The organism is Albibacillus kandeliae, from assembly GCF_003116585.1.
GTDB lineage: Bacteria > Pseudomonadota > Alphaproteobacteria > Rhodobacterales > Rhodobacteraceae > Albibacillus > Albibacillus kandeliae.
In genome coordinates, this window is the sequence record NZ_QEHM01000001.1 from 979,393 (window position 1) to 1,002,678 (window position 23,286).

Genomic DNA, 23,286 nt, shown 5'->3' on the forward strand with positions numbered 1-23,286 from the left:
CCGGTTTCAGGCCGGTCGGGCGGGGCTCCTTCGAAAGGGGTATCCGATGACACGACGTCGCGTTTTCGACGGTCAGCGAGGGGCCATCATGGCCATCTTCTTCGCCAGCCTGTGCCTGAACCTGCTGGTTCTGACGGCACCGCTCTACATGATGCAGCTTTTCACCCGGGTCATGTCCTCGGGCAGCATTTCCACTCTCATTGCGCTCACCATCGCCGCAGGCATCGCGCTGTTCTTCTTCATGATCTTCGACGCCCTTCGGCAGCGGCTTGTCTCGCGCCTCGGCAACCGGCTCGAAGCCGACCTCGGCCCCATCGTCCTGCGCTCGGTGGTCGATGGCAAGGATGGCGGGACCGACACGCAGGCCGTCCGTGACCTCCACGAGGTCCGCGCCTTCGTCATTTCGCCAGTCTTCACGGCCCTGCTGGATGCTCCCTGGTCGATCCTTTTCGTCGGGCTGATCTTCCTGTTTCATCCTCTTCTCGGGGCGGTCGCCATCGTGGGGATCGCGATCCTGTTCCTGCTGGGGGTGATCAGCGAACTCTCCGGGCGCGACCCCGCACGCGCGGCCTCAAATGCGGTGCGCAAATCCAACCGCACCGCCGATGAGGTCCTGCGCAATGCGGATATCGTCCGCTCAATGGGCAAGACCCCTGCCCTCGTGAACCGCTGGCAGGCCCAGTCCCATGCCGCCATCCAGACGGGCACCCGTGCCCATGACCGGGTCGCAAACATGACATCCCTCGCCAAGATGGTGCGCATGATGCTGCAGATCGCGGTCATGGCGGTCGGTGTGCTCCTGGTCCTTGAGGGGATGATGGCGCCGGGCATGATGATCGCCGCCTCCATCCTGCTGGGTCGCGCTGCAGCCCCGGTGGAGCAATCCATCGCCGGGTGGCGCGGCCTGTTGCAGGCGCGCGTGGCGGTGCAGAACCTGAACGCGATCCTCGCCAGTTACGAGGAAGACCGCAGCCTGATGGAACTGCCCGAGCCCGAAGGCCATATCTCGGTGCAGGATGCCACGGTGATCACGCCCGGACGGCAGGATCCGCTGGTTTTTGGTGCAAGTTTCAACCTTAATCCCGGCGACTCTCTCGGGCTGTTCGGCCCATCCGGCGCCGGCAAGACGACGCTGGCGCGGGCGCTGGTGGGTCTGCAACCGTTGTCGCGCGGATACATCCGCATCGACGACGCCGCCCTGACCGACTGGCCGACCGAACAGATCGGACGGCGCATCGGCTTCCTGCCGCAGCGGGTGGATCTGTTCGACGGCTCCATCGCCGAGAACATCGCCATGATGGACGCCGAGGCGCGGCCTTCGGACATCGTGCGCGCCGCGCGCCGTGCTGGGGTTCACGACCTGATCCTGTCCATCCCCGGTGGCTACAACGCACCAGTGGGTCCCAACGGCAACTTCCTGTCCGCCGGGCAACGCCAGCGCATCGGACTTGCCCGCGCCTTTTTCGGCGAGCCCTGCCTGATCGTGCTGGACGAACCCAACGCCAACCTCGATCCCGCAGGCGAAGAAGCTCTGGCCAACGCCATCCGCGAGGCAACCCGCGTCGGGGCGGTGGTTGTCGTGGTTTCGCACCGCACCAGCGTTCTGAACGCGGTCAGCCATGTCGGCCTGATGGAAAGCGGCCGGCTGATCCGCTTCGGCCGTGCCAAGGCCGTCTTCGGCGAAGACCAGGCAACGCCGATGGCGGGCCAGGTCAGCTCGGATGACGAGGGCAAGGTGCTGACCTTGCCGTTCAAGAGCCGCGTGCGTGCGGCCAAGACGGAACGCGCAGCAGGAGCAGAAGCATGACCGGAACCATAGCCACATCCCGCGCCGATGCCCTTCTCCTGCCCGACCGGCTGCCGCAATCGGCCCCGGCGGTCGAGCGCCCCCCGACCCGCGTCGGGCCCACCGTTCTTGTCCTGCTGCTGGCCGCTGCCGTGTTCTGGGGCGCGCTGGGAACTTGGGCCGCCATCGCCCCGATCCAGAGCGCCGTGGTCGCCGCAGGCAGTTTCCGCGTGCAAGGCAGCCTGCCCGTCGTCCAGCACCTCGAAGGCGGCTTGATCCGCGAGGTCAAGGTGGTTGAAGGCGAGCACGTGGAATCCGGTCAGGTGCTGATCGAACTCGCCGATACCATGTCCTCGGCGCAGGATCGCATCCTCGTGAACCAGCTCGCCACCGCCCTCGCCCGCGAGGCCCGCGTGGCTGCCGAGGTGAACCGGGCCGATGCCATCACACCGAGCCCCGAGCTCGCCGGGCTGATGGCGGACGATCCCAGCCTCGGGCCGATCCTGTCGGCGCAGGAGACGCTGCTGAGATCCAACAACGCCATGTGGGAAGGCCAATGGCAGATCCTCGAAGAGCGGATTCACCAGCTGACCCAGCAATCGGAAGGTCTGACCTCGCAGCAGAACGCGCTGAACAACCGCCTCGCACTGGTGCAAGACGAACTGCCGGGCCTCCAGAAACTGTTCGACCAGGGCCTGATCACCAAGAACCGCCTGCACGGGCGGCGGGACAACGAGGTCGCCCTGCTCGGTGACATCAGCTACACGAGTTCCCAGTTGCAGGGGCTGGCCAGCCGCATCTCCGAGACCCGCGAACAGATGCTGCAGCTGCGCCGCGACCGGGCCCAGCGTCTGGCCGGGGAATACCAGGAAAATCAGGCGCTTCTGTTTGACACCCGCCAGCGTCTGCTGGCCAATACCGATGTGAAGCAGCGCCACCTGATCCGCGCGCCCGTCGCGGGCAAGGTGCTGGACCTGCGGTTCACCGCGCCCGGCGAGGTCATTCAGGATGCCGAGGACATTCTCAAGCTTGTTCCCGACGGTGCCGTCTACATCATCGAGGGCCAGGTTCGGCCCGAGGACGTGGATCAGGTCGCCGAAGGCAATCACGCGCGGGTCCGGCTGACGGCCTACAACTTCCGCACCACGCCGCCGGTCGAGGGCATCGTGACCCATGTCTCTCCCGACAGCTTCGTAGATCCCCAGACCGGACAGCCGTTCTTCAAGGTGCATGTCCGGCTGGACGAGGCCGAACTGGCGGAGCTCAAGAATGTGCAGGTCGCGCCGGGCATGCCCGCGCAGGTCATGATCACTACGGGCGAACAGACCTTCGCGAACTATATCCTCGGCCCGATCTTCGCGGGCATGAACTCCGCCCTGCGCGAGAGCGACTAACTCCTGCTCCCCAAGCAGTGACCGGGTGCCGATCCCCTCGCGGCGGCACCCGGTTTTTTGCTGTCTTGAGCCATGTCGCGTGGCGGCGGTGAAAAACGACGAAATCACCCGAAAAAACAACGACCGTCCCTGAATGGGGGCAGTGACGACAGGGGGCGCGACTTAGGCTTTGGGCATGAGCGTCATGAGTGCTCGTTTCATTAGTCGGGTTTCCGACAACAGAGGACCGCAGTGTCCGCCCATGGGACAGGCCGCTGCACCAACATTGGAGAAAAATCATGTCTAAAGCAAAAGTGGCATATGACACCTGGGGCGAATGCGACCCGAACCAGCCGCCCCCGTATATCCATCCGACCGTTCTTCAGCTTGGTGACGATGACAACATCGGCACGCTGACCTCCGATTTCGATTCCGATCACGTCGAGGCGGGCGAAGGCAACGACAGCATTTTCGGCAACGAGAATTTCAACTACATGGACGGCGAGGAAGGTGCCGATACCCTTTGGGGGCTCGGCGGCAACGACTACCTCCTCGGCGGCGGGCACGACGACAAGCTCTACGGCTATGACGGCGACTTCGACTATCTCGGCTTCCCGCTCTTCGACAACGACTACCTGAACGGCGAAACCGGCGACGACTGCCTCTGGGGCGAGTACGGCGACGACGACATGATCGGCGGCTACCAGAACGACGTCATGTGGGGCGGCCTCGGCGATGATGTCATGTCGGGCGACAATGCCACCATCGACGTCGATTCCATCTTTGACGGCAACGACTGGATGGACGGTGAAGCCGGCAACGACTGCATGGACGGCGAAGGCGGCGACGACTGCATGTGGGGTGGCGAAGGCCATGACCTCATGTACGGCGGCTCCGGCAACGACCGCATGGACGGCGAAAAAGGCGAAGACAAGATGGCCGGCGGCCTCGGCGACGACCTGATGCTCGGCGGCGAAGACGACGACAAGATGTTCGGCGACGTCCGGATCGGCAATGGTCCCAACCTCAACTACGGCACCGACACCACCAAGCATGGCGACGACTGCATGTACGGTGAGGACGGCAACGACGAGATGGATGGCCAGGGCGGCAACGACTACATGTTCGGTGGCAATGGCCGCGACCTGATGTTCGGCGGCCGTGGCAACGACCAGATGAGCGGCGGCGAAGGCAAGGACACCATGAATGGTGACGCCGGTCACGACATCATGCGCGGTGGCGGCGAGTCCGACATCCTCGATGGTGCCGCGGGCCACGACATCATCTTCGGCGACAGCGGCAACATCGAGGGCATCCCCGATTACGACTGCGAAGCCGACTGGACCTGCGCCCCGATCGAGTATGGTTCCATGCCCGAGCACGCCGGCGACTGCCCCGAAGCCCTTGAGGGTGAAGGCGACAGCGACGACGAAGACTGCGACCTGATCCACGGTGGCAGCGGCGACGACTGGATCTTCGGTGAAGGTGCAGAAGACCGTCTGTATGGCCAGCGCGGCGACGACTTCGTGTCGGGCGGCGAAGGCGACGACCTCGTCAAGGGTAACGCCGGTGACGACTTCCTCGTCGGTGACCAGGGCAACGACAAGCTCTGCGGCAACGATGGCGACGACACCATCTACGGCGGCACCGGGAACGACGTTGCCAAAGGTGGCGAAGGTGACGACACCATCCACGGCAACGATGGCCGCGACCGCCTGTTCGGCGACAACGGCGACGACTGGATCGAGGGCAACAACCAGCTCGACCGCATCTTCGGCGGCGACGGTGAAGACGTCCTGCAAGGCAACGGCGGCAGCGACCGGATGTACGGCGGCGCCGACGACGACATCATGTTCGGTGGCGACGGCCTGGATCATCTCGACCTTAACCAGAACTTCTTCTGCGAGGACTACAGCCCGCAGCCGGAGCTGGAGCGTCCTTACGACTGCCTCGACGGTCCGGACGAGTCCGAGGAACCGATGGCCGATGCGGGCGATCTGATGTTCGGTGGCTCGGGCAACGACATCATGTTCGGTCAGCTGGGCAACGACACCATGTTCGGCGAGAAGGGCGACGACGTGCTCTTCGGCGGAGAAGATGACGACTACATGCGGGGTGGCGACGACAACGACATCCTGTTCGGTGAAGACGGCGACGACACCATGTTCGGCGACAAGGGCGACGACTTCCTTGGCGGCGGCGTCGGCGACGACACCATCGACGGTGGCAAGGGCGACGACTACATCCTCGGCGGCGAAGGTGATGACGATCTCACCGGCGGCGACGGCAAGGATGTGTTCTTCTCCGACCTGACCCTGTCCTACGACGGCGAAGGCTACAGCTTCTCGTCGAGCGACGGGACCGACATCATCCGCGACTTCGACTTCAACGAAGATCAGGATGTCATCGGGTTCCGCGTCACCGTGGACGAAACCGCCGAAGGCACGCTGGGCAGCACTGTGGCCCAGATCCGCACCAAGATCTTCGAGCTTCTCGAAGCGGCGACCACCGTCACCGAAGGCGACGCGGGCGTTGGTACTTCGGCTGCGGACACCACCATCTCGGTTGGCGGTCACACCCTGATCCTTCAGGACGTGAACTGGCAGGACGTGGTGGACTTCGACATCCCGGCGACGAGCTTCACCTCGATCGGCCAGGACTCGGATATCTCCGGTGGTGTCGGGATCAACGGTACGGCAAACGGTCTGGACTCGGGCGGCTATACCGCCATCGCGTCCTGGGATGTCGAGAACGACATCTACTGCCCGCCGCTGCCTGAGGTAGACGACTGGTATTGTGCGGACATCCTCGCGCAAGCGTAAGGTCCGTACAAGGGTTGGGTTGTCCGCTGTCACTCACGGTGTACGGACAACCCAGCGCTCCAGTGTCAGTTCGCCTGTGGAGATCCCCCCTTCGGGTTCCTGTGCTGGTGAACCGCGCTGGAGCGCACTTGCGTTTACCGGCGCGGGCCACCGGTATCGCTTACTTCGATCACCTGACCAGCTCTTCATGTGTCAGGCGGGTGACGTCACCGGAAACGTCAGAAGGCCCGGCCTTCACCACTCTCCGGTTCATCCAATTCCGCGGTGCGCTTGAACCGAAACCGCTGCAAGGCTGCCGGCAAGTTGCTTGCCGGCTTTTCCACGCCCGGCGCCGCGGGCGCCTCCGAAGCCGCTGATGGATGTAACACCAGAGACGCCACCCAGAAGCCGATGGAACCACCCGCCACGAGGCACAGCAGCATGGCCGCCGCGATCTTGATGCGCCAGTTCGGATGACCATGTGTGTCCGGAGCAGAGCGGAACCGCGTCGCGGCCAGCCGATACTGGCGATCGGCCACCATGTCGCGAACCTCGCGTTCCGAGGTGCCGGAGCCCTCGGGATCGGACAGTTCAGCGAAGTGTCCGCTGCGGCTGCCCGGTGCAGCAACGGCTTCCGGCTTGTCGCCCGGTCCCGCAGCACGTCCGTCGCCCTTGATCCTCGGTGGGATCCGCCGCGCGGTCGCTGGCCGGTCATCGGAGCGGCAGTGCGCTTCCGCCTCTGCGGTGCCCCCCTCGACAAGGTCCGCCGGATCGGCAGCCTCGCTTTCAGGCGCGTCGGTTTCCCAGGGTTTCAGTGCCGGAAGGGGCGCTCTTTCGCCTCCCTTCCTCAGGGCTTCGGCGCGTGTCTGACGCGCCAGTTCCAAGCGTTCTTCCCAGCTCAGAGACTTGTCGAGATAAGCTTTCGCATCGCCCGCCGGAGAGCCCCCTCTCCGGCCAGGCCGTTCCGTCACACCCATAACCCTCACCCAAACTTACTTGTACATTCAGTCTACAGCAGAACCGGAAAAAGTCATGACACTTGTAGCGTGTATAAGGCGAGCTTAACTTTTCTCAGGGGCTAAATGGCGGCATTCTCGGAGCCAATGAATGATGGGTCTCCACATTGTTTCCAGGTTGAATACACCGAAGGCCATTCAACCCCGAAGGTCCGATAGCAGCCACCAAACCGAGATTCGTGGGCCGGCGGGTGCCGACCCTTGAAGCAGGCGTTTAGCCGACTTCCTCGATCGGCGCCCCGGCAGCTTTCCACGCGCTGAATCCACCGTCGAGGTGCGCGACAGGCGAAAGACCCATCTCCTGCGCCATGCGGGTGCTGAGCGCCGACCGCCACGCGCTGGCGCAGTAGAACACGTAGGTCTTGTCCTGATTGAAGACGTCCTTGTGATAGGGGCTCTCGGAGTCGATCCAGAACTCCAGCATCCCGCGCGGACAGGAGAAGGCGCCGGGGATCTTTCCCTCGCGCTTCAACTCGCGGGGATCGCGGATATCGACGATCACGTAGTCGTCGGAGTCCAGCATGGCGCGGACTTCATCGACCGAGACACGGGTCACGACCTCGTTGGCCTCCGCCACCATCTGCTTGACGTGCTTGGTTATGGTCTGGGGCATCGCGAACTTCCTCCTTGTCGCAGTTGTCAGAGTCCGGCCACGACCGGAACGCCACAGGCGGCCTCGATCACCTCACCAGCGGCGAGGAGCACGTCCTCGCGGAACTTGGAGCCGATCAGTTGTACGCCCACCGGTGCGCCGTCCACCTCACCCGTGGCGACCGAGAGACCGGGAAGCCCCAGCGTCGGCAGCGCGCGCTGCATCAGCTGCGCCTCCATGATCGCATCGAACTCGGCCTGGCTCGCCACGTCGCTCTGCTGGGCGAAGGGCAGCATCCCCGAGACCGGGCACAGCACCACCGGGTAGGTTTCAAGGAAAGCCAGCCATTCACGGACTACGCCGACACGATCCTGCAACGCCGTCATCAGAGCGGCGAGGTCCATCTCGGGCGAGTCCGCCGTCATGCGGGCAAAGACGATGTTGGCGTCCGGGTCGTCCTCACGGGCGATCACGGCCGCGGCAGCGCGGGACTCGGCCATCCAGAGCTTGGCGTTGATGTCGGCAGCCTGCCGCACTGGCGGGGTGTCGACCTCGTCCACCTGCCAGCCTGCCGCGCGCAGCGCCTCGGCGGCTTGCAGCACCGCCTGCGCGACGCTGTCCTCCACCACCATGCCCTCGGGCGCAACGCAAACCGCCGCGCGGCGCGGGAAGGCGCCCATGTCGAGCGGAACCGGGGACCACCAGGGGTCGCGGTAATCACCGGCCGACATCGCCTCCAGCCCCAGCCGCACATCCGCGATGCTGCGCGCCAGCGGCCCCGAGACGGCCATGATCTGCGCCCCGATCAGTCGGTCGGGGGCCGAGCTGTTCCAGGCCGGAATACGCCCCAGCGTCGGACGAAGGCCCTGAACGCCGCAGGCGTAGGCCGGGTAGCGCACCGAACCCGCGATATCGGTACCATGCGCAATAGCGCAGAGACCCGCCGCCACGGCAGCCCCTGCCCCGCCAGACGAGCCGCCGGGCGTCAGTGCCCGGTTCCTAGGGTTCAGCGTCTGGCCGTGCAGGCTGTTGTTGGTGAACCAGCGCATCGAAAACGCGGGGGTATTGGTCCGCCCGACGATCACTGCCCCCGCCTTGCGCAGGTTCGCGACAACCGGGTTGTCCTGACTGGCGATCTGGTCCTTCTGCAGCCGCAGACCATTGGTGGTGGCATGTCCGGTCTGATCGACGTTCACCTTGATGGTCACCGGCACGCCCGCCAGCGGCCCCGCTTCCTCGCCACGGGCGATCTTGGCATCGACAGCGCGCGCCTCGGCCATGGCCTCCTCGGGGAACTCCTGCACGATGGCATTCAGCTCGGGGTTGAACCGCGCAATCCGGTCGAGGTGCACCATTGTCACCTCTTCCGCCGATACCCGCCCGGCCCTGACCAGTGCCGCAATCTCCGTCGCGCTCTGCGCCCACAGTTCCCGCATGATGCTTCCTTTCGCCTTTGCGCAGGAGGTGACAGGAAATCCCGCGCGGATTCAATGCCCAAGTCGGCAACCGCAGATCTCCGATGGACCTGCCGCACGCGTTCGGGCAACACTCTGCGCAATTGATTTGTGTGACCTTCTTCACGGACGAGTCGGCCGCAACGTGGTTGCGTGAGGCATTGTCCAAAAGACCATTTCTCGGAGAGCGGCCATGGCCAGCCAGATGCCCCCTGCAAAGGCAAAGAAACTGCAGGAATTGTTGAACCGTATCGTCAAACCGCGCCCCCCGCTCGAAGTGGACGGGATCATCGGCGACAAGACCAAGGACGCCATCAAGCAGATGCAGGGCATGGCCGGCCTGAAGAAGTCCGGCGAGGTCGACAGCGAGACCGCGGCAGTGATCGCGCGCGGGCTCAAGACCGGCAGCATCGAAAAGGAACAGCCCGAGTATTTCTTCAAGGTCGGCAGCAAGTGGATCGGCATGACCAAGAAGGAATACGCCGCCTACAAGAAACAGATGGTGGACAAGCTGCGCTCGGGTCCGCTGATGCAGATGCGGATGAACCTGATCGCAGCCGAGTCCGACTGGGACCACTTCGACAAACAGAACAAGGACCAGTGGTTCGTCGCCTTCTGTATCGAAACCACCCGTGGCATCGACCTGCCTCCGAAGGGCATGATCACCAAGGCGCAGGCCGCCTACAAGCAGTGTGAATCCGCGCTGAGTTCTGGTGACCTCTCCAAGTTCCACAAGCTCTACCCGAACGCCGAGAAGCTGGCCAACGACGCCGCTGTCGAAATGCGCCGCTACCGCGAGAACATGATCGACGGCGGTGGCAACTGGGTGACGGGCCTGACCTTCACCAAGACCGGCGCTTTCACCTTTGTCGGCGTCTTCGCTGCCCCGGTCGCAGGCGCCGCGCTGGGCACCGGCGTGGTCGCCTCGGCGATGATCGGCGGTGCGGCGGTATCGGCGACGCAGTCGGCGGCTGGCGAACTGGGCAACTGGTCGGCCGGAGACAAGAACTTCTCAGTCGGCGGCGCGATCAAGAACACCATCATCGACGGCGGCGTCGGTGCCATCGTCGGCTTCTTCAACAAGGGCGGCGCGGGCGGCAAGAACATCGTCGAGGCTCTCTCGGCCCGGGTCCTGCCCAAGCTTGCCAAGGAGACCGGATTCAAGCTGCTCTCCAGCACCTCACTGAAGAAGGCCACCGCCTACCTGATCACCGAGGGCTTCAAGAAGACGCTCGAGGACGCGGTCAAGGACGTGGCCGCCGCCGCCAAGGGCGACAAGACCATGACCATCGACAAGTTCCTCGACAACCTTGCCGTCAACTTCATGAAGGGCGCCGCAATGGGTCCCTTCGGCAAGATCATTGGCGACTTTGCCAAGAAGGCGAGCAGCAAGCTCGACAGCAAGGACAAGCAGAAGATCTGGGACGTGGTGCTGAACGAGCTGTCGAAGCAGGCCAAGGGTAAGACCATCCATATCGGCGACATCAACGACCGGGCCGAAGCGCTGGTCGAGAAGATCATCAACGACCAGATTTCCAAGAACCTCGATCAGGTGATTTCAGAGATCTACGACAAGGTCTCCGGCCCGATGTCACCCGCCGCCTTCGAACAGATGCTGCGCGACAAGCTGGTCTCTCCCGCCCGCGCCAAGGCGATGGGGCTGATGGCGGCACAGGAGATCAAGAAGAAAAAGATGGTTCCGGCCTGACACGGATCTGATCCGGCAGAAGAAGAAAGGCCCCGGGGATCCCCGGGGCCTTTGTCGTTTACCTTGTGATGATCTCCGGTCCCATCAGCAAGGTCGGCAGATAGGTCGAGATGAAGGGGACGTAGGTCACCAGGATCAGGAAGATGAAGAGCACGCCAAGGAACGGCAGCGCGGCGCGGACCACGCCCATCATCGGCATCCCGGCAACGCCGGAGGTGACGAAGAGGTTGAGCCCCACCGGCGGCGTGATCATCCCGATCTCCATGTTCACCACCATGATGATCCCCAGGTGGATCGGGTCGATCCCCAGTTCTATGGCAATCGGGAACACCAGCGGCGCGACGATCACGATAAGGCCCGAGGGCTCCATGAACTGCCCGCCGATCAGCAGGATCACGTTCACCGCCACCAGGAACATCACCGGCCCGAAGCCCGCCGACAGCATCGCGCTGGCGATCTGCTGCGGGATCTGCTCGTCGGTCAGAACATGCTTGAGGATCAGCGCGTTGGCGATGATGAACATCAGCATGATGGTCAGGCGCCCGGCCTCCAGCAGCGTGTCGCGGGTGTCGCGATGGAAGAACGCGGTCACGATGGCCCAGGGCTTGTCCAGCAGGGTCAGCGGGCGTGGCACCTCACCGGTGACGGCTGCAGCAGACAGGCTGCGGTTCTCGCGCGCCTTCAGCGGCCCCATGTCTCGGTAGACGAAGAGCGCAACCAGAGCCGCGTAGACCGAGGCCACCGCCGCTGCCTCGGTCGGGGTGAACAGCGCCGGGGTGACGCCGGGGATCCCGTAGATGCCGACCATGATGATGGCGATCAGCATGAGGCCCCAGAATGCGTCCCGGAAGCTGTCCCAGACCTCTCCCCAGCCGAGCCACTCGCCCTTGGGCATGTCGCGGACCACGGCCATGATGTAGATGGTGATCATCAGCATCACGCCCGCCATGATCCCCGGGATCACCCCGGCAAGGAACATGCGGCCCACGGAGACATCGGTGGCCGAGGCGTAAACGACCATCACGATCGAGGGCGGGATGAGGATGCCCAGCGTACCCGCGTTACAGATCACCCCGGCGGCGAATTCCTTGGAGTATCCGGCCTGTTTCATCGCCGCGATCACAATGGTCCCGATGGCAACCACGGTGGCCGGGGAAGACCCGGAGAGCGCCGCGAAGATCATGCAGGCAAACACGCCCGCGATGGCAAGCCCGCCGCGCAGGTGACCCACGCAGGCGATGGAAAAGCGGATGATCCGCTTGGCCACACCGCCCGTCGACATGAACGAGGACGCCAGGATGAAGAAGGGAATAGCCAGCAGCGTGTAGTGCCCGGCCATCGCCTGGTAGAGAGACTGCGCGATCGAGGCCAGCGAGGTCTCGGAGAACATCAGCAGGAAGATGATCGAACTGAGCCCGAGAGAGACCGCGATGGGCACGCCAATCAGCAGCAGCGCGACCACCATCACGAAAAGAAGTACGACGTCCATGCGGATTACTCCCGGTTCTGGGCGGCGTCGGCCACCGCGTCTTCGGCCTCGTGGCTCACGATCAGGCTGTCCTTGCGCCCGGTCACGACCGCCCAGCTGGCCTGCAGCACCCGAAGCAGGATCAGCGCGGCCGAGAACGGCAGGATGAAATAGGGCACCACGCGGGGCAGCTTGTCGTAGGAATCGCCGTAGTTGATGGCGTCCTCCAGCCAGCGGAAGATGCCAAGCATCGGCACCTGGTCGGTGACGTAGAAGGCCCGGTCGCGCACGCCGGTGGCAAAGCCCATCGGGAACCAGCGACCCTCGGTCGGTTGCAACGCGGCGAAGGGGGCCCAGTAGTCCCACGCGCCTTTCAGCAGCAGCAAGGCGTAGGCGATGCAGCAGAAGGCCGAGATGAGGGCGAGGTTACGCTTGCCGGGCTTGTCGAACAGGTTGATCACCGCGTCGACCCCAAGATGGGCGGTCATCTTGAACCCATAGGAGATCCCGAGCAGCACCAGCCAGGCGAACAGGATCAGTACGACCTCGAGCCCCCAGATCAGGGCATCGTTGAACAAGTACCGCAGCACGACGTTCACGAAGGTGATCAGCGTCATCATCCCGAGGATGAAAGCGATCAGCGTCTCTTCGATCGAATGGATGGCCCGTCCGAAGGCGGATCCGGGCCGGTAGGACGAATGTCCGGACATCGTCATTCCCCCGCTATGCAGATTGCGAAAATGGCCCGCCACAAGGACGGGCCAGTTGGCGGGCGCCGACGAGATGCCGGCGCGCCGCTCTTACATCGAGGCGTTGATGTTCTGGGCTGCGGCGATGTTGTCCGCACCCACGTCGCCTTCGAACTCTTCCCAGACCGGCTTCATCGCGTCGACCCAGTGCTGGCGCTGTTCCGGGGTCAGTTCCCGGATCTCGGCGCCTGCGTCCAGGATCGCCTGGCGCGCTTCGGCGTCGACTTCGCCCACGGCAGCGTTCCGCTCGACGGTCACTTCGTTCAGGATGGTCAGCAGCTGATCGCGCACCGCCGGGTCAAGGCTGTCGAGCCAGTCGACCGAAGTCACGACGAGGTAGTCGAGCACACCGTGATTGGTCTCGGTGGTGCCGTCCTGAACCTCGAAGAATTTCTGACCGTAGATGTTCGACCAGGTGTTTTCCTGGCCGTCGACGACGCCGGTCTGCAGCGCGCCGTAAACCTCGGAGAAGGCCATCGGCTGCGGCGAGGCGTTCAGCGCCTTCATCTGGGCGACCAGCACGTCGGAGGGCTGAACGCGGAACTTGAGGCCCGCGGCATCGCCGGGTTCGATCAGCGGCTTGTTGGCCGAGAACTGCTTCATCCCGTTGTGCCAGAACTCGAGGCCCATCAGGCCACGGCGCGCCATCGATTCCTTCATCGCCTGGCCGGTCTCGGAGTTCTGGAAGGCGTCGACCGCTTCGATGTTCTTGAACATGAACGGCAGGTCGAAGATGCGGAACTGCTTGGTGAAGGCTTCGAACTTCGACAGCGACGGGGCGGCCATCTGGACGTCGCCCTGCAGCATAGCTTCCAGAACCTGATCGTCATTGTAGAGGGTCGAGTTCGGATAGACCTCGACACAGGCCTTACCGTTCATTTCCTCGTCCACACGCTGCTGGAACAGCGAGGCGGCGATCCCCTTGGGGTGCTTGTCGGTGTTGGTCACGTGGCTGAACTTGATGACGATCTCGCCCTCTTCGCAGGATGCGAGAGCCGAGGTTGCGCTCATGCCAAGGGTCAGCGCCGCGACGGCGGCGGTTACGAATTTCATCGGATACTCCTCCCGAGTTGTATTCCGTCACCGGACGCTCCCGGTCCGGCCGCACCGCGTCTCGGTGCACTGAGCGGAGTGAACCCAAATGCCGCCAACCGCTCAACTGTTCGTCAGTTTCAAGGGGCGGCGCACAAGAAAACACCTGAAATTAAATGATTTAGGCGGATTTCAGCCGGGCCGGAGAATTCTGACATCAACCGACCAGTGCGGAAATCCGCACGGCGCCACACCACGTTTGTGCGAAAATCCGCACACATTCGAATCGCGACTCACGCTGTCTGACCAGTTCGAATCGCATCACGACACACAGGAGCGGCGGCGCAGTCCCCCTGCACCGCCACCAATGTCATCACCTGAACAGGTGTCGCTAAGCCCCTGTCGCCGCGCCATAAGCCATGCCGTAGGCCTCGGTCAGCGCCTCTTCCAGCAACCGGCCTTCGCGATAGGGAGCCAGCGTCGCGGGCCGATTCACCCCGCCCGGCATCCGCGCGCAGGCTTCCGGCGCGCCCATGACCATCCGCACCGGCAGCAATTCGGAGTAAATTGGCAGTTCGTAATCCTCCTCGTCATCCGCGATCCCCTTGGCGCGAACTTTTGCCGAGGCGCGGTCGATGTCCATGACGATCACCGTGGTCGCCTTGATCTCCTGCGTGGTCGCGGGCCGCAGGCTGGCCGTGCGCTCCGGGAAAAAACGGTCGACCATCATGGTGAGCGCGCGCAGCTTCTCCTCGGGGTCTTCCACCAGCCGGGCCTGCCCAAAGGCCATCACGGATCGGTAATCCGCCGAATGGTTGAAACCGGACCGCGCCAGCACAAGGCTGTCGAGGTGGGTCACCGTCACGCAGGCCGGCTCGCCTTCGGAGAGGTTCCGCAACATCCGGCTCGCGCTGCTGCCGTGCCAGTAAAGCCGCGTGCATTCGCGCCAGAACAGGGTCGGCGTGCAGAAGGGTTGCCCGTCGATCACGTAGGCCACATGCGCCATCACCGCCGCATCCAGCAGCTTGTGCACCGTGTCGTGGTCATAGAACCCGCGATCATGGCGGCGCTTCACGCGGTTGGTGCCATCTACGGGATAGGAATGGGTCTGATCGGTCATGGAGGGGTTCCTTCTGGCTTGCACCCCTCTCGTCGCACACGCAAAGTGGTTTGAGATAGGACCAGTTTTGAACCAAAAATGGCAAACACTTCGCGATCCCGCCCCGACGCGCCGCTGCCGCCGATCCAGCTGGACCCGGCGATCCGCAACCAGTCCCTCCGGGTACGCGCGGGCCTGCGCGCGGCAATCCTCGACGGGCTGCTCCCGCCCGGCACCCGCCTGCCCTCCAGCCGAGACCTGTCCCGGACCCTCGGCATCGGGCGCAACGCCGTGGTCGCCGCGTTCGAGCACCTGATCAGCGACGGGTTGATCGAGGCGCGCCACGGCTCGGGCACCTTCGTCTCGCCGCAACTGCCCCCCGCACAGCAGACCGCGACAGCTCCCGACCTTGCACTCGCTTACGGCAAACGCCCGCCCTTCGCGCTGGGCCAGACCCATGTCGAGCCCGACTTCCTAGCCCGGCTAGGTGCGGCCACCCGGCGCGCCATCGCCCTCGCCCGGCCCGCCGATCTCGCCTATGGCGATCCGCGCGGCACCCGCCACCTGCGTACCCAGATCGCCGAAACCCTGGCCGCCAACCGTGGCATCCGTTGCGATCCCGATTGCATCATCGTCGTTACCGGCACCCAGCACGGCCTGCGCCTCTGTGCCGACGCGCTACTGACCCCGGGCGACACCGCGTGGTTCGAGGACCCCGGCTACAACGTCTCGCGCGCCACCCTGACCGCTGCGGGGATGACCCTTGCGCCGGTCCCGGTGGACGCGGCCGGGCTCGACGTCGCGGCCGGGATCGCCAACGCGCCCAACGCCCGTGCCGTTTACGTCACCCCGTCGCATCAGTTCCCCACGGGTGTCCGCATGGAGATGACACGCCGCGCCGCACTCATCGACTGGGCAGAGGCAACCGGGGCATGGGTCTTCGAAGACGATTATGACAGCGAGTTCCGCTACTCCGGCCCGCCGCTGACCGCCCTCGCGGGGCTTTCGCCGAACCGGGTGATCTACCTCGGTACCTTCGCCAAAACCCTGTTCCCCGGGCTGCGCCTCGGCTACATCGTCGTGCCGCCCGATGCGCTGGAGCGCGTGCTCAGGGCCCGGCCAGCGCTCGACCGGTTCCAGCCCGCCTTCCTCCAGAACGCCGTTGCCGATCTCCTCGCCGACGGCACCGTTGCGACCCACCTGCGCCGCAACCTCCGTCGCTATCGCGCCGCCCGCGATCTTGTCGCCCAATGCATCGTGGAAACCTCCGAGGGTCGCCTCACCCCCGATGTCCCTGAGCACGGGCTGCACCTCATCGCGTGGCTCCCAGCGGGAACCTCCACGGCAACCGCCACAGAGATCCGCAGCGCGGCAGGGGTCGAGACCCTGCTGGTCTCGGAAACCCGGATGCAGCAAGGGGAGCGTGAAGGCTTCGTCCTCGGCTTTTCAGGCCACGCGCCCGAGGATCTGCGCATCGCTGCGACCGCCCTTGGCCGCGCAGCCCTGACCACGCTTTCGTCCTCCGGCGGCGGGACCAATTAACGCCGGAAGTCCTCGGGCCGGATCCCGTAGCGCGCCAGCTTGTCGTAGAAGGTCTTCCTCGGCAGCTTGAGCGCCTTGGCCGCCTCCGAAGCATGCCCGTTCTGACGACCCAGCGCGGCGATCAGCAGCGCGCGTTCGACCCGCGCCATCTGTTCCGCCAACCCCAACTCACTGGCCTGCGCCACGTCGCGCGGCATCCCGAGGACGAAGCGCATGGCCGCGCTCATCAGCGACCGGGTGTTGCCAGGCCAGTCCTGTGCCATCAGCGCCGAGAGATGCTCCGAGGTGATTTCGGGCGGCGTCAGCCCGGCCTGTTCGCTGGCCTGCGCCACGTAATGGCGGAACAGCACGGGAATGTCTTCGGGCCGCTCGGCGATGGACGGCACCCGTACGGTTCCGACCTCGAGCCGGTAGAACAGGTCGGGGTTCATGTCCTCGGGCCCCGGATCGGCCGTGCTCCCGCCCATGACCCGGGCTGCGGTGCCCCCGTCCAGCGCCTCGATCAGGGCAATCTGGGTGTCAGGCGGCAGGCGGGTGATCTCGTCCAGAAACAGGCTGCCCCCCGCGCTCGCGGCCAGCGCGGTTTCCAGCGCCACGCGGTCCAGCCCATCGGCAGCCCGCTTCTCGAAGGGTTTGCGCGACCGCGCCGAAGACAGGTGAATGACCTCGGCGACCTTCGAAATGCCGCTCCCCGGCGGACCGGTGACCAGCAGCTCGGTCTCCATCCCGGCCAACCTGCGCACCCGGGCCCGCAGCCCCTCCGCGAGGTCGGAGACCCCGAACAGCAGCCGCGCCGCCGGGTCCCCCTTCTCGGCCCGCATCCGCTCGGCCCGCCGTTCGAGCACGGCGCGACGCGCCTCCAGCGCCCGCTCCAGCACCGCGACCAGATCCGCCGGGGCGCAGGGCTTTTCGAGAAAGTCGAAGGCACCCTGCTCCATCGCCGCCACAGCCATCGGGATATCGCCCTCTCCGGTCAGCAGCACCACGGGAAGGTCCTCATCGACCGCGTGGGCATAGTTCAGCAGGTGAAACCCATCGCGCCCCGGCATCCGGATATCCGACAGGATGACGCCCTGAAACTCCCGCGCGATGTGATCCTTGGCCGCCACGAAGGATCCCGCCGGGATCGCCGCCAGCCCGGCAAGGTCCAGCGTCTGGCTCAGCGCCTCGCGCACCGCTGCGTCGTCATCCACCAGAAGGACCTGCCTCGTCATGCCGCCTTGTCCTCCTGCCAGCGTTCCAGCCGCACCAGGAACAGCGCGCCCCCGGTTCCATCCTCGATGTTACGCCCGCGGATATCACCGCCAAAGCTCTGCACCAAGCCGTAGGAGATCGACAGGCCCAGACCCATCCCCTCGGCGGCACCGACTTTCTTGGTCGTATAGAAGGGATCGAACACCTTTTCCGGGTCGTCGATGCCCGGGCCGGTATCGCGGATCTCGACCTCAGGCGCCGCACCGCCCCGGATCTCGATGCTCAGCACCTTGTTCTCGCGCCCCTGCATCGCGTCGATCGCGTTGCTGACAAGGTTCAGAAACACCTGCCCCAGTCGCACCTCGCCGGCCCGTACCCAGACCGGCGATACCGGCGAGTCATAGCGCAGTTCGACCTCCTCCTGCCGCATCCGCGCCTCGGTCATCTCGATCACGCTCTCCATGACCGAGACCACGTCGACCCGGACCCCAGCCTCACTCTCCTGCCGCGCAAAGGCCCGCAGGTTCTGGATGATCCGGCCCATGCGCCGCGCCAGTTCGGAAATCCGCCCGAGGTTTTCGCCTGCCACGTCCGCCTGTCCGCGCTGGAGGTAGGCGGCGCCGTTCTCGGCAAAGGACCGGATCGCCATCAGCGGCTGGTTCAGCTCGTGGCTGATACCCGCGCTCATCTGCCCCAGCGCCGAGAGCTTGCCCGCCTGCACCAGCTCCGCCTGCGCTCGCTTCAGCGCCTCTTCGGCTTCCTCTCGTTCACGGACCTCGCGCCGCAAGTGCGCGTTGGTGGAAAGCAGCGCCTCGGTCCGCTTGGCAACGCGTGCCTCCAGTACGGCATTCGCCTCGGCCAGCGTCCGGCGCCGGACAGTCGCGAGAAACAGCATCGCGCCAAAGGCGAGGCAGATCGCCGCCACCGCCGCCGCCTGCAACGACGCGAGACGCAGCGCCGGGGCCACGTCGACCAGCACCTCGCCGGTCAACCCGATCACCGGAAGGTCCTTCGCCATGTGCAGCGCCCGCGCCGGAAGGTAAGGCCCCCAGCCCAATCGCCAGATCTCGACGGGCCCGACCTGCGCCACGGCAAAGGGCGGGGCCGCCCCCTCGGGCGGCACCAGCCCCACGTGTCCCGCAGGACGTCGCCAGCCCAGCAGGTCGGTCCGGTTCGAGATGAAGACCCCGCCGTCACTGTCGGTGAAGAAGACCGCCGGGTTGTCGCCGCGCCAGGCCTGTTCGACCTGAACAACATCCGCGACCATGACCAGCGCACCGCGCACGCGCCCGTCCACACCGAAGGCCGGCGCGGCATAGACATAGGCGCGGCGCTGGTCCGATCCCGCCTGCCCGTGCCCCGACCCCAATGCCCCCTGCATCGCGCGCCGGAAATAGGGCATATCGCCGATCTCGCGCCCCAGCAGCTCCCAGGGCCCGGACTGCACGTGCCCGCTGGCATCGGCAAAGACCACACCCATCGCCCCGATCTTGTCGCTCACGCCCAGCAACATCTCGTCCGCCGCCTCGGCCCGGCCCGGCTCCTCCAGCCCCGACAGCGCCGGGTGTTCGACCAGCAGAACCGCCAGCTCCTGAAACACCCGCAACTGGGTGCTCAGCCGGTCGCTCGCCAGGGCGAGATCGGATTCGGCGCGCCGTGCCAGTTGGTCCAGCGCCTGCCCATAGCCATAGCGCCAGACGCCGGCAGCCAGCCCCGCCACCGCGATCAGGAAAACCGGAACGATCCAGTTGATACGCAAGGCCTTTTCATGCTCCCCGGAATGTCGTCCCGGCGAGAATAGCAGCGGAGGGCTTGCAATGACCAGCGTCCCCCGGCAAAGCCCTTCCATGCAGCGCCACAGCCAGTCACCGACCGATCCGTCCTTCGTCCAGGACCCCTACCCATTCTACGCCTCGGCCCGCCTAGGCAGCGATCTCGGCTGGTGGGAGCAATACGGCATGGTCGCGGCCTTTTCCCATGCCGCGGTATCGTCCTTGCTGAAAGACCGCCGCTTCGGCCGCGAAGTCCCACCGGAGATGGCCGTCACACCGCCGCCCCACCTCGCGCCCTTCTACGCGGTCGAGGATCATTCCCTGCTGGAAGCGGAACCGCCACGTCACACCCGCCTGCGCGGTCTCGTCCTCAGGGCCTTCACCTCGCGGGCCATCGCCGCCCTCGCCCCCGCGATCGAGAGCCTCTGCCACGAGTTGATCGACGCCTTTCCCACCGGGCCCTTCGACCTGCTCCCGGCCTATTGCACCGAAGTCCCCGTGTGCACCATCGCGCGCCTGCTCGGCGTGCCCGAGAGCATGACGCCGGAACTGCTGGGCTGGTCCCACGCCATGGTCGCCATGTACCAGGCGAACCGGACCCGCGCGACCGAAGAGGCCGCCGCCCGTGCCGCCGCGGAATTCTCGGCTGCCCTGCGCGACTACATCGCCCATCGCCGCGCCCGACCCGGCGAGGACCTGATCACCGCGCTCATCGCGGCAGAGGAGGCTGGCGACAAGCTGTCCTCGGACGAACTGGTCGCCACCTGCATCCTGCTGTTGAACGCCGGGCACGAAGCCACCGTCCACAGCCTCGGCAACGGCCTCAAGACCCTGCTCGAACAGCGCGACGACATCGCCGATCTGCTCGCACCTGAGACCCTTGCCGGCACGGTCGAGGAAATCCTGCGCTACGACCCGCCGCTCCACATGTTCACGCGCTATGCCTATGAAGACGTTGCCGTCTTCGGCCACCAGTTCCGCCACGGCGATCAGGTCGCCCTGCTGCTCGGCGCCGCCAACCGCGATCCCGCCGTCTGGCCCGAGCCCGACCGCTTCGATCCCCGCCGCCCGGTTTCGACCAACACCAGCTTCGGCGGCGGGCTGCACTTCTGCGTCGGCGCCCCGCTGGCCCGCCTCGAGATGCAGATCGCGCTGCCCGCACTGATCGCCCGCTGCCCCGGCCTCAAACTGGCCGAACCGCCCCGCTACAGCGACAGCTATCACTTCCACGGGCTCACGGCGCTCCGGGTCAGCACGTGACCCCGACTTCTTTGGGGAGAAATATCCCGGGGGAGTCGCGCCTCGCGCGACGGGGGCAGCGCCCCCGCTTCAGGCCCCAAGCGGCAGCATCGTCGTCGATTTGATCTCCTCCATCGACAACAACGCCGTTACGTTGTGGATCCGCACTTCCGAGATCAGCGCCTGGTAGAAAGCGTCATAAGCACGCGCGTTCTTCACCCGGACCTTTAGGATGTAGTCGATATCGCCCGCCAGCCGATGGGCTTCCTGCACCTCGGGCCGTTCCTTCAAGGCTTTCAGGAACTTGGCCTGCCAGTCCGCCTCATGTGCCGAGGTCCGGATCAGCACGAAGAAGCAGGCCTCGAACCCCAGCGCCTCGGGGTCGAGAACAACGGTCTGCTGACCGATGACACCGGCTTCCTTCAGCTTGCGGATTCGGTTCCAGACCGGGGTCTTGGACGACCCCACCGCCTTGGCGATATCGTCCAGCGACTGGCTGGCATCGCGCTGCAGCTCGCCCAGAATTTTCCTGTCTGTCTCGTCTATCCGAACCGACATTCCTGTTTTCCCCTTCGCATCAGGTCAAACGTTCCCATCTTACCGATGCGGGGAACATATGTCCTTATTTGATCCGCCATATGGCGCTGAAACGGGAATATTTCCTATATTGGGTGACAAGTCAAACAGCCACACGGGCGACCACGATGCAGCATTTTCCGATCTTCCTGGCCATGGATGGTCAGCGGCTGGTTCTCTCCGGCGGCGCCGACGCGGCGCTGGCCAAGCTGCGCCTGCTGATGAAGACCACCGCCCGCATCGAAGTCTACGCCCCCGCGCCCGCAGCCGAGATCGAGGGCTGGGCCGCCGAAGGGCGCCTTGAACTCCTCCGCCGCCCGCTCCGCGCCGGTGACGTGCAGGGTGCGTCGCTGTTCTATGCCGCCGACGAGGACGAGACCGAGGATGCGCGCACCGCCGCGATCGCCCGCAGCGAGGGTGTGCTGGTGAACGTCGTCGACAACCTCGAAGACAGCCAGTTCATCACGCCCGCCATCGTCGACCGCGACCCGGTCACCGTTGCCATCGGCACCGAAGGCGCCGCGCCGGTTCTGGCCCGAGCCATCAAGGCCGACCTTGAAGCGCGCCTGCCGGTAACGCTCGGCCCCCTCGCCCGCATCGGCAAGGGTTTCCGCAAGCTGGCCGAGGCGCTGCCCTTCGGCCGCGCCCGCCGCGATTTCTGGGCCGACTACTATTTCAACGCCGGTCCGCGCGCCATCGACCGTGACGGCGAAACCGGTGCCCGCGAGGCGCTCGACACGCTTCTTGACCGTCACCTCGCCCGCCAGCAGCGCGAGGGCCACGTGGCCTTTGTCGGCGCTGGCCCGGGCGACCCGGAGCTTCTGACCCTGAAGGCCCGCCGCGCGCTCGACGAGGCGGATGTGGTGATCTTCGACCGTCTGGTCTCCAAGGAGATCCTCGAACTCGCCCGCCGCGAGGCGACGATGATCGATGTCGGCAAGGAAGGCTTCGGCCCTTCGACCAGTCAGGAGACCATCGACGCCCTGATCGTCGAACATGCCAAGGGCGGTGCCCAGGTGGTTCGCCTGAAATCGGGCGATCCGACCGTCTTTGGACGCCTTGACGAGGAAATCGACGCCTGCGAGGCCGCCGGGGTCACCTGGCACATCGTGCCGGGCATCACCGCTGCCTCCGCCGCCGTCGCCGGGATCGGCCAGAGCCTCACCAAGCGCGGCCGCAACTCGTCGGTCCGGTTCCTGACCGGCCACGATGTGGCGGGTTTCGCCGACCACGACTGGGCCGCGCTGGCCCGCGAGGGCGAGGTCGCCGCGATCTACATGGGCAAGAAATCGGCCCGGTTCCTGCAGGGTCGCCTGATCATGCACGGCGCCGACCGCGCGACACCCGTAACCGTGATCGAGAACGCCTCGCGCCCCGATCAGCGCGTGCTTTTGACCACGCTCGACACCCTGCCGGCCGACCTCGCCGAGGCGAAAATGACCGGCCCCGCCCTGACCTTCTATGGCCTCGCGCCGCGTGCCGCCGCACTGGCCCTGCCCGATCTGCAAAAGGAGCTTGCCTGATGCCCCGTCCCTTCACCCCCAAAGTCGTCACCGCCAATGACCTGCTGATGGGCGACGTGATCTACCAGACCGCCGACAACGTCTGGTCCCGTTCGATCGCCGAGGCCGAGGTGCTGCGCGACGAGGACACGGCCAACGCGCGCCTTGCCTTCGGCTCGGCGCAGGCCGGCGAAGTCGTCGGCGCCTACCTCGCTGACGTGAAGGTCGGCGAGAATGGCCCCCAGCCGGTCCACTTCCGCGAGGACTTCCGGATGACCGGGCCGTCCAACTACTTCCACGGCAAGCAGGCCGACCTGCAAGCCAGCTCCTGATCCGCCGCACCGCCACGACCCATCGAAGGCGCTTCCGCCGCGCCCGAAAGG

18 protein-coding genes are annotated in these 23,286 nt (G+C 65.5%); 8 read left to right on the top strand and 10 right to left on the bottom strand.

Features of this window, described 5'->3' with window-relative positions:
• The first annotated feature begins 46 nt into the window (after positions 1-46).
• The 3 genes from DDT93_RS04655 to DDT93_RS04665 all read left to right on the top strand — a co-directional run bounded on the left by DDT93_RS04655 (position 47) and on the right by DDT93_RS04665 (position 5,981).
• Positions 47-1,807, top strand: coding sequence for a type I secretion system permease/ATPase (locus DDT93_RS04655; RefSeq protein WP_109464603.1), 1,761 nt, complete (start codon positions 47-49; stop codon positions 1,805-1,807).
• Entirely contained in the window at positions 1,804-3,180 is a 1,377-nt protein-coding gene (locus DDT93_RS04660; protein WP_109464604.1) for an HlyD family type I secretion periplasmic adaptor subunit, read from the top strand. The genes DDT93_RS04655 and DDT93_RS04660 overlap by 4 nt, the downstream gene beginning before the upstream one ends.
• 278 nt (positions 3,181-3,458) lie before the next feature.
• A complete protein-coding gene (locus DDT93_RS04665) occupies positions 3,459-5,981 on the top strand; it encodes a calcium-binding protein (protein WP_109464605.1) in 2,523 nt (840 codons plus the stop codon).
• A gap of 218 nt (positions 5,982-6,199) precedes the next feature.
• Here the strand turns inward: DDT93_RS04665 and DDT93_RS04670 are convergent, their stop codons facing one another.
• The 3 genes from DDT93_RS04670 to DDT93_RS04680 form a co-directional block, all read right to left on the bottom strand.
• Entirely contained in the window at positions 6,200-6,844 is a 645-nt protein-coding gene (locus tag DDT93_RS04670; RefSeq protein ID WP_109464606.1) for a hypothetical protein, read from the bottom strand.
• Positions 6,845-7,190: 346 nt separating this feature from the next.
• Positions 7,191-7,589 carry a rhodanese-like domain-containing protein gene (locus DDT93_RS04675; RefSeq protein WP_109464607.1) on the bottom strand — a complete coding sequence of 133 codons (399 nt, stop codon included), beginning with the start codon at positions 7,587-7,589 and terminating at the stop codon, positions 7,191-7,193.
• A gap of 26 nt (positions 7,590-7,615) precedes the next feature.
• Positions 7,616-9,004 (bottom strand): amidase family protein, encoded by a 1,389-nt coding sequence (locus DDT93_RS04680; protein WP_109464608.1) that lies wholly within the window; start codon positions 9,002-9,004, stop codon positions 7,616-7,618.
• A gap of 211 nt (positions 9,005-9,215) precedes the next feature.
• On the opposite strand from DDT93_RS04680, the gene DDT93_RS04685 reads away from it, so the two are divergent.
• Positions 9,216-10,730 carry a peptidoglycan-binding domain-containing protein gene (locus DDT93_RS04685; protein WP_109464609.1) on the top strand — a complete coding sequence of 505 codons (1,515 nt, stop codon included), beginning with the start codon at positions 9,216-9,218 and terminating at the stop codon, positions 10,728-10,730.
• 58 nt (positions 10,731-10,788) lie between these two features.
• Here DDT93_RS04685 and DDT93_RS04690 read toward each other — a convergent pair whose 3' ends face one another.
• The 4 genes from DDT93_RS04690 to DDT93_RS04705 form a co-directional block, all read right to left on the bottom strand.
• Positions 10,789-12,219, bottom strand: coding sequence for a TRAP transporter large permease (locus DDT93_RS04690; RefSeq protein WP_109464610.1), 1,431 nt, complete (start codon positions 12,217-12,219; stop codon positions 10,789-10,791).
• 5 nt (positions 12,220-12,224) lie between these two features.
• On the bottom strand, positions 12,225-12,908 hold the full coding sequence (locus tag DDT93_RS04695; RefSeq protein ID WP_109464611.1) for a TRAP transporter small permease: 684 nt from the start codon (positions 12,906-12,908) through the stop codon (positions 12,225-12,227).
• A 90-nt stretch (positions 12,909-12,998) separates the two neighbouring features.
• Complete coding sequence (locus DDT93_RS04700; RefSeq protein ID WP_109464612.1) at positions 12,999-14,000, bottom strand: TRAP transporter substrate-binding protein; 1,002 nt, start codon at positions 13,998-14,000, stop codon at positions 12,999-13,001.
• A 370-nt stretch (positions 14,001-14,370) separates the two neighbouring features.
• Positions 14,371-15,099 (bottom strand): pyridoxamine 5'-phosphate oxidase family protein, encoded by a 729-nt coding sequence (locus DDT93_RS04705; protein WP_109464613.1) that lies wholly within the window; start codon positions 15,097-15,099, stop codon positions 14,371-14,373.
• Between the two features lie 78 nt (positions 15,100-15,177).
• Between DDT93_RS04705 and pdxR the strand changes: the two genes are divergently transcribed.
• Entirely contained in the window at positions 15,178-16,620 is a 1,443-nt protein-coding gene (gene pdxR / locus DDT93_RS04710; protein ID WP_109464614.1) for a MocR-like pyridoxine biosynthesis transcription factor PdxR, read from the top strand.
• Here pdxR and DDT93_RS04715 read toward each other — a convergent pair.
• Positions 16,617-17,834 (bottom strand): sigma-54-dependent transcriptional regulator, encoded by a 1,218-nt coding sequence (locus DDT93_RS04715; protein WP_109464615.1) that lies wholly within the window; start codon positions 17,832-17,834, stop codon positions 16,617-16,619. The genes pdxR and DDT93_RS04715 overlap by 4 nt on opposite strands.
• Complete coding sequence (locus DDT93_RS04720) at positions 17,831-19,573, bottom strand: ATP-binding protein (protein ID WP_232825364.1); 1,743 nt, start codon at positions 19,571-19,573, stop codon at positions 17,831-17,833. The genes DDT93_RS04715 and DDT93_RS04720 overlap by 4 nt, the downstream gene beginning before the upstream one ends.
• A gap of 88 nt (positions 19,574-19,661) precedes the next feature.
• Here DDT93_RS04720 and DDT93_RS04725 point away from each other — a divergent pair, with 88 nt between their 5' ends.
• Entirely contained in the window at positions 19,662-20,846 is a 1,185-nt protein-coding gene (locus DDT93_RS04725; RefSeq protein ID WP_109464617.1) for a cytochrome P450, read from the top strand.
• Positions 20,847-20,915: 69 nt separating this feature from the next.
• Here the strand turns inward: DDT93_RS04725 and DDT93_RS04730 are convergent, their stop codons facing one another.
• The gene (locus DDT93_RS04730; RefSeq protein WP_109464618.1) at positions 20,916-21,383 is read right to left on the bottom strand and encodes an Lrp/AsnC family transcriptional regulator; all 468 of its coding nucleotides are present in this window, start codon (positions 21,381-21,383) and stop codon (positions 20,916-20,918) included.
• 146 nt (positions 21,384-21,529) lie between these two features.
• On the opposite strand from DDT93_RS04730, the gene cysG reads away from it, so the two are divergent.
• A complete protein-coding gene (gene cysG / locus DDT93_RS04735) occupies positions 21,530-22,924 on the top strand; it encodes a siroheme synthase CysG (protein WP_109464619.1) in 1,395 nt (464 codons plus the stop codon).
• Positions 22,924-23,235 (top strand): DUF2849 domain-containing protein, encoded by a 312-nt coding sequence (locus DDT93_RS04740; RefSeq protein WP_109464620.1) that lies wholly within the window; start codon positions 22,924-22,926, stop codon positions 23,233-23,235. The genes cysG and DDT93_RS04740 overlap by 1 nt, the downstream gene beginning before the upstream one ends.
• Positions 23,236-23,286 lie beyond the last annotated feature (51 nt).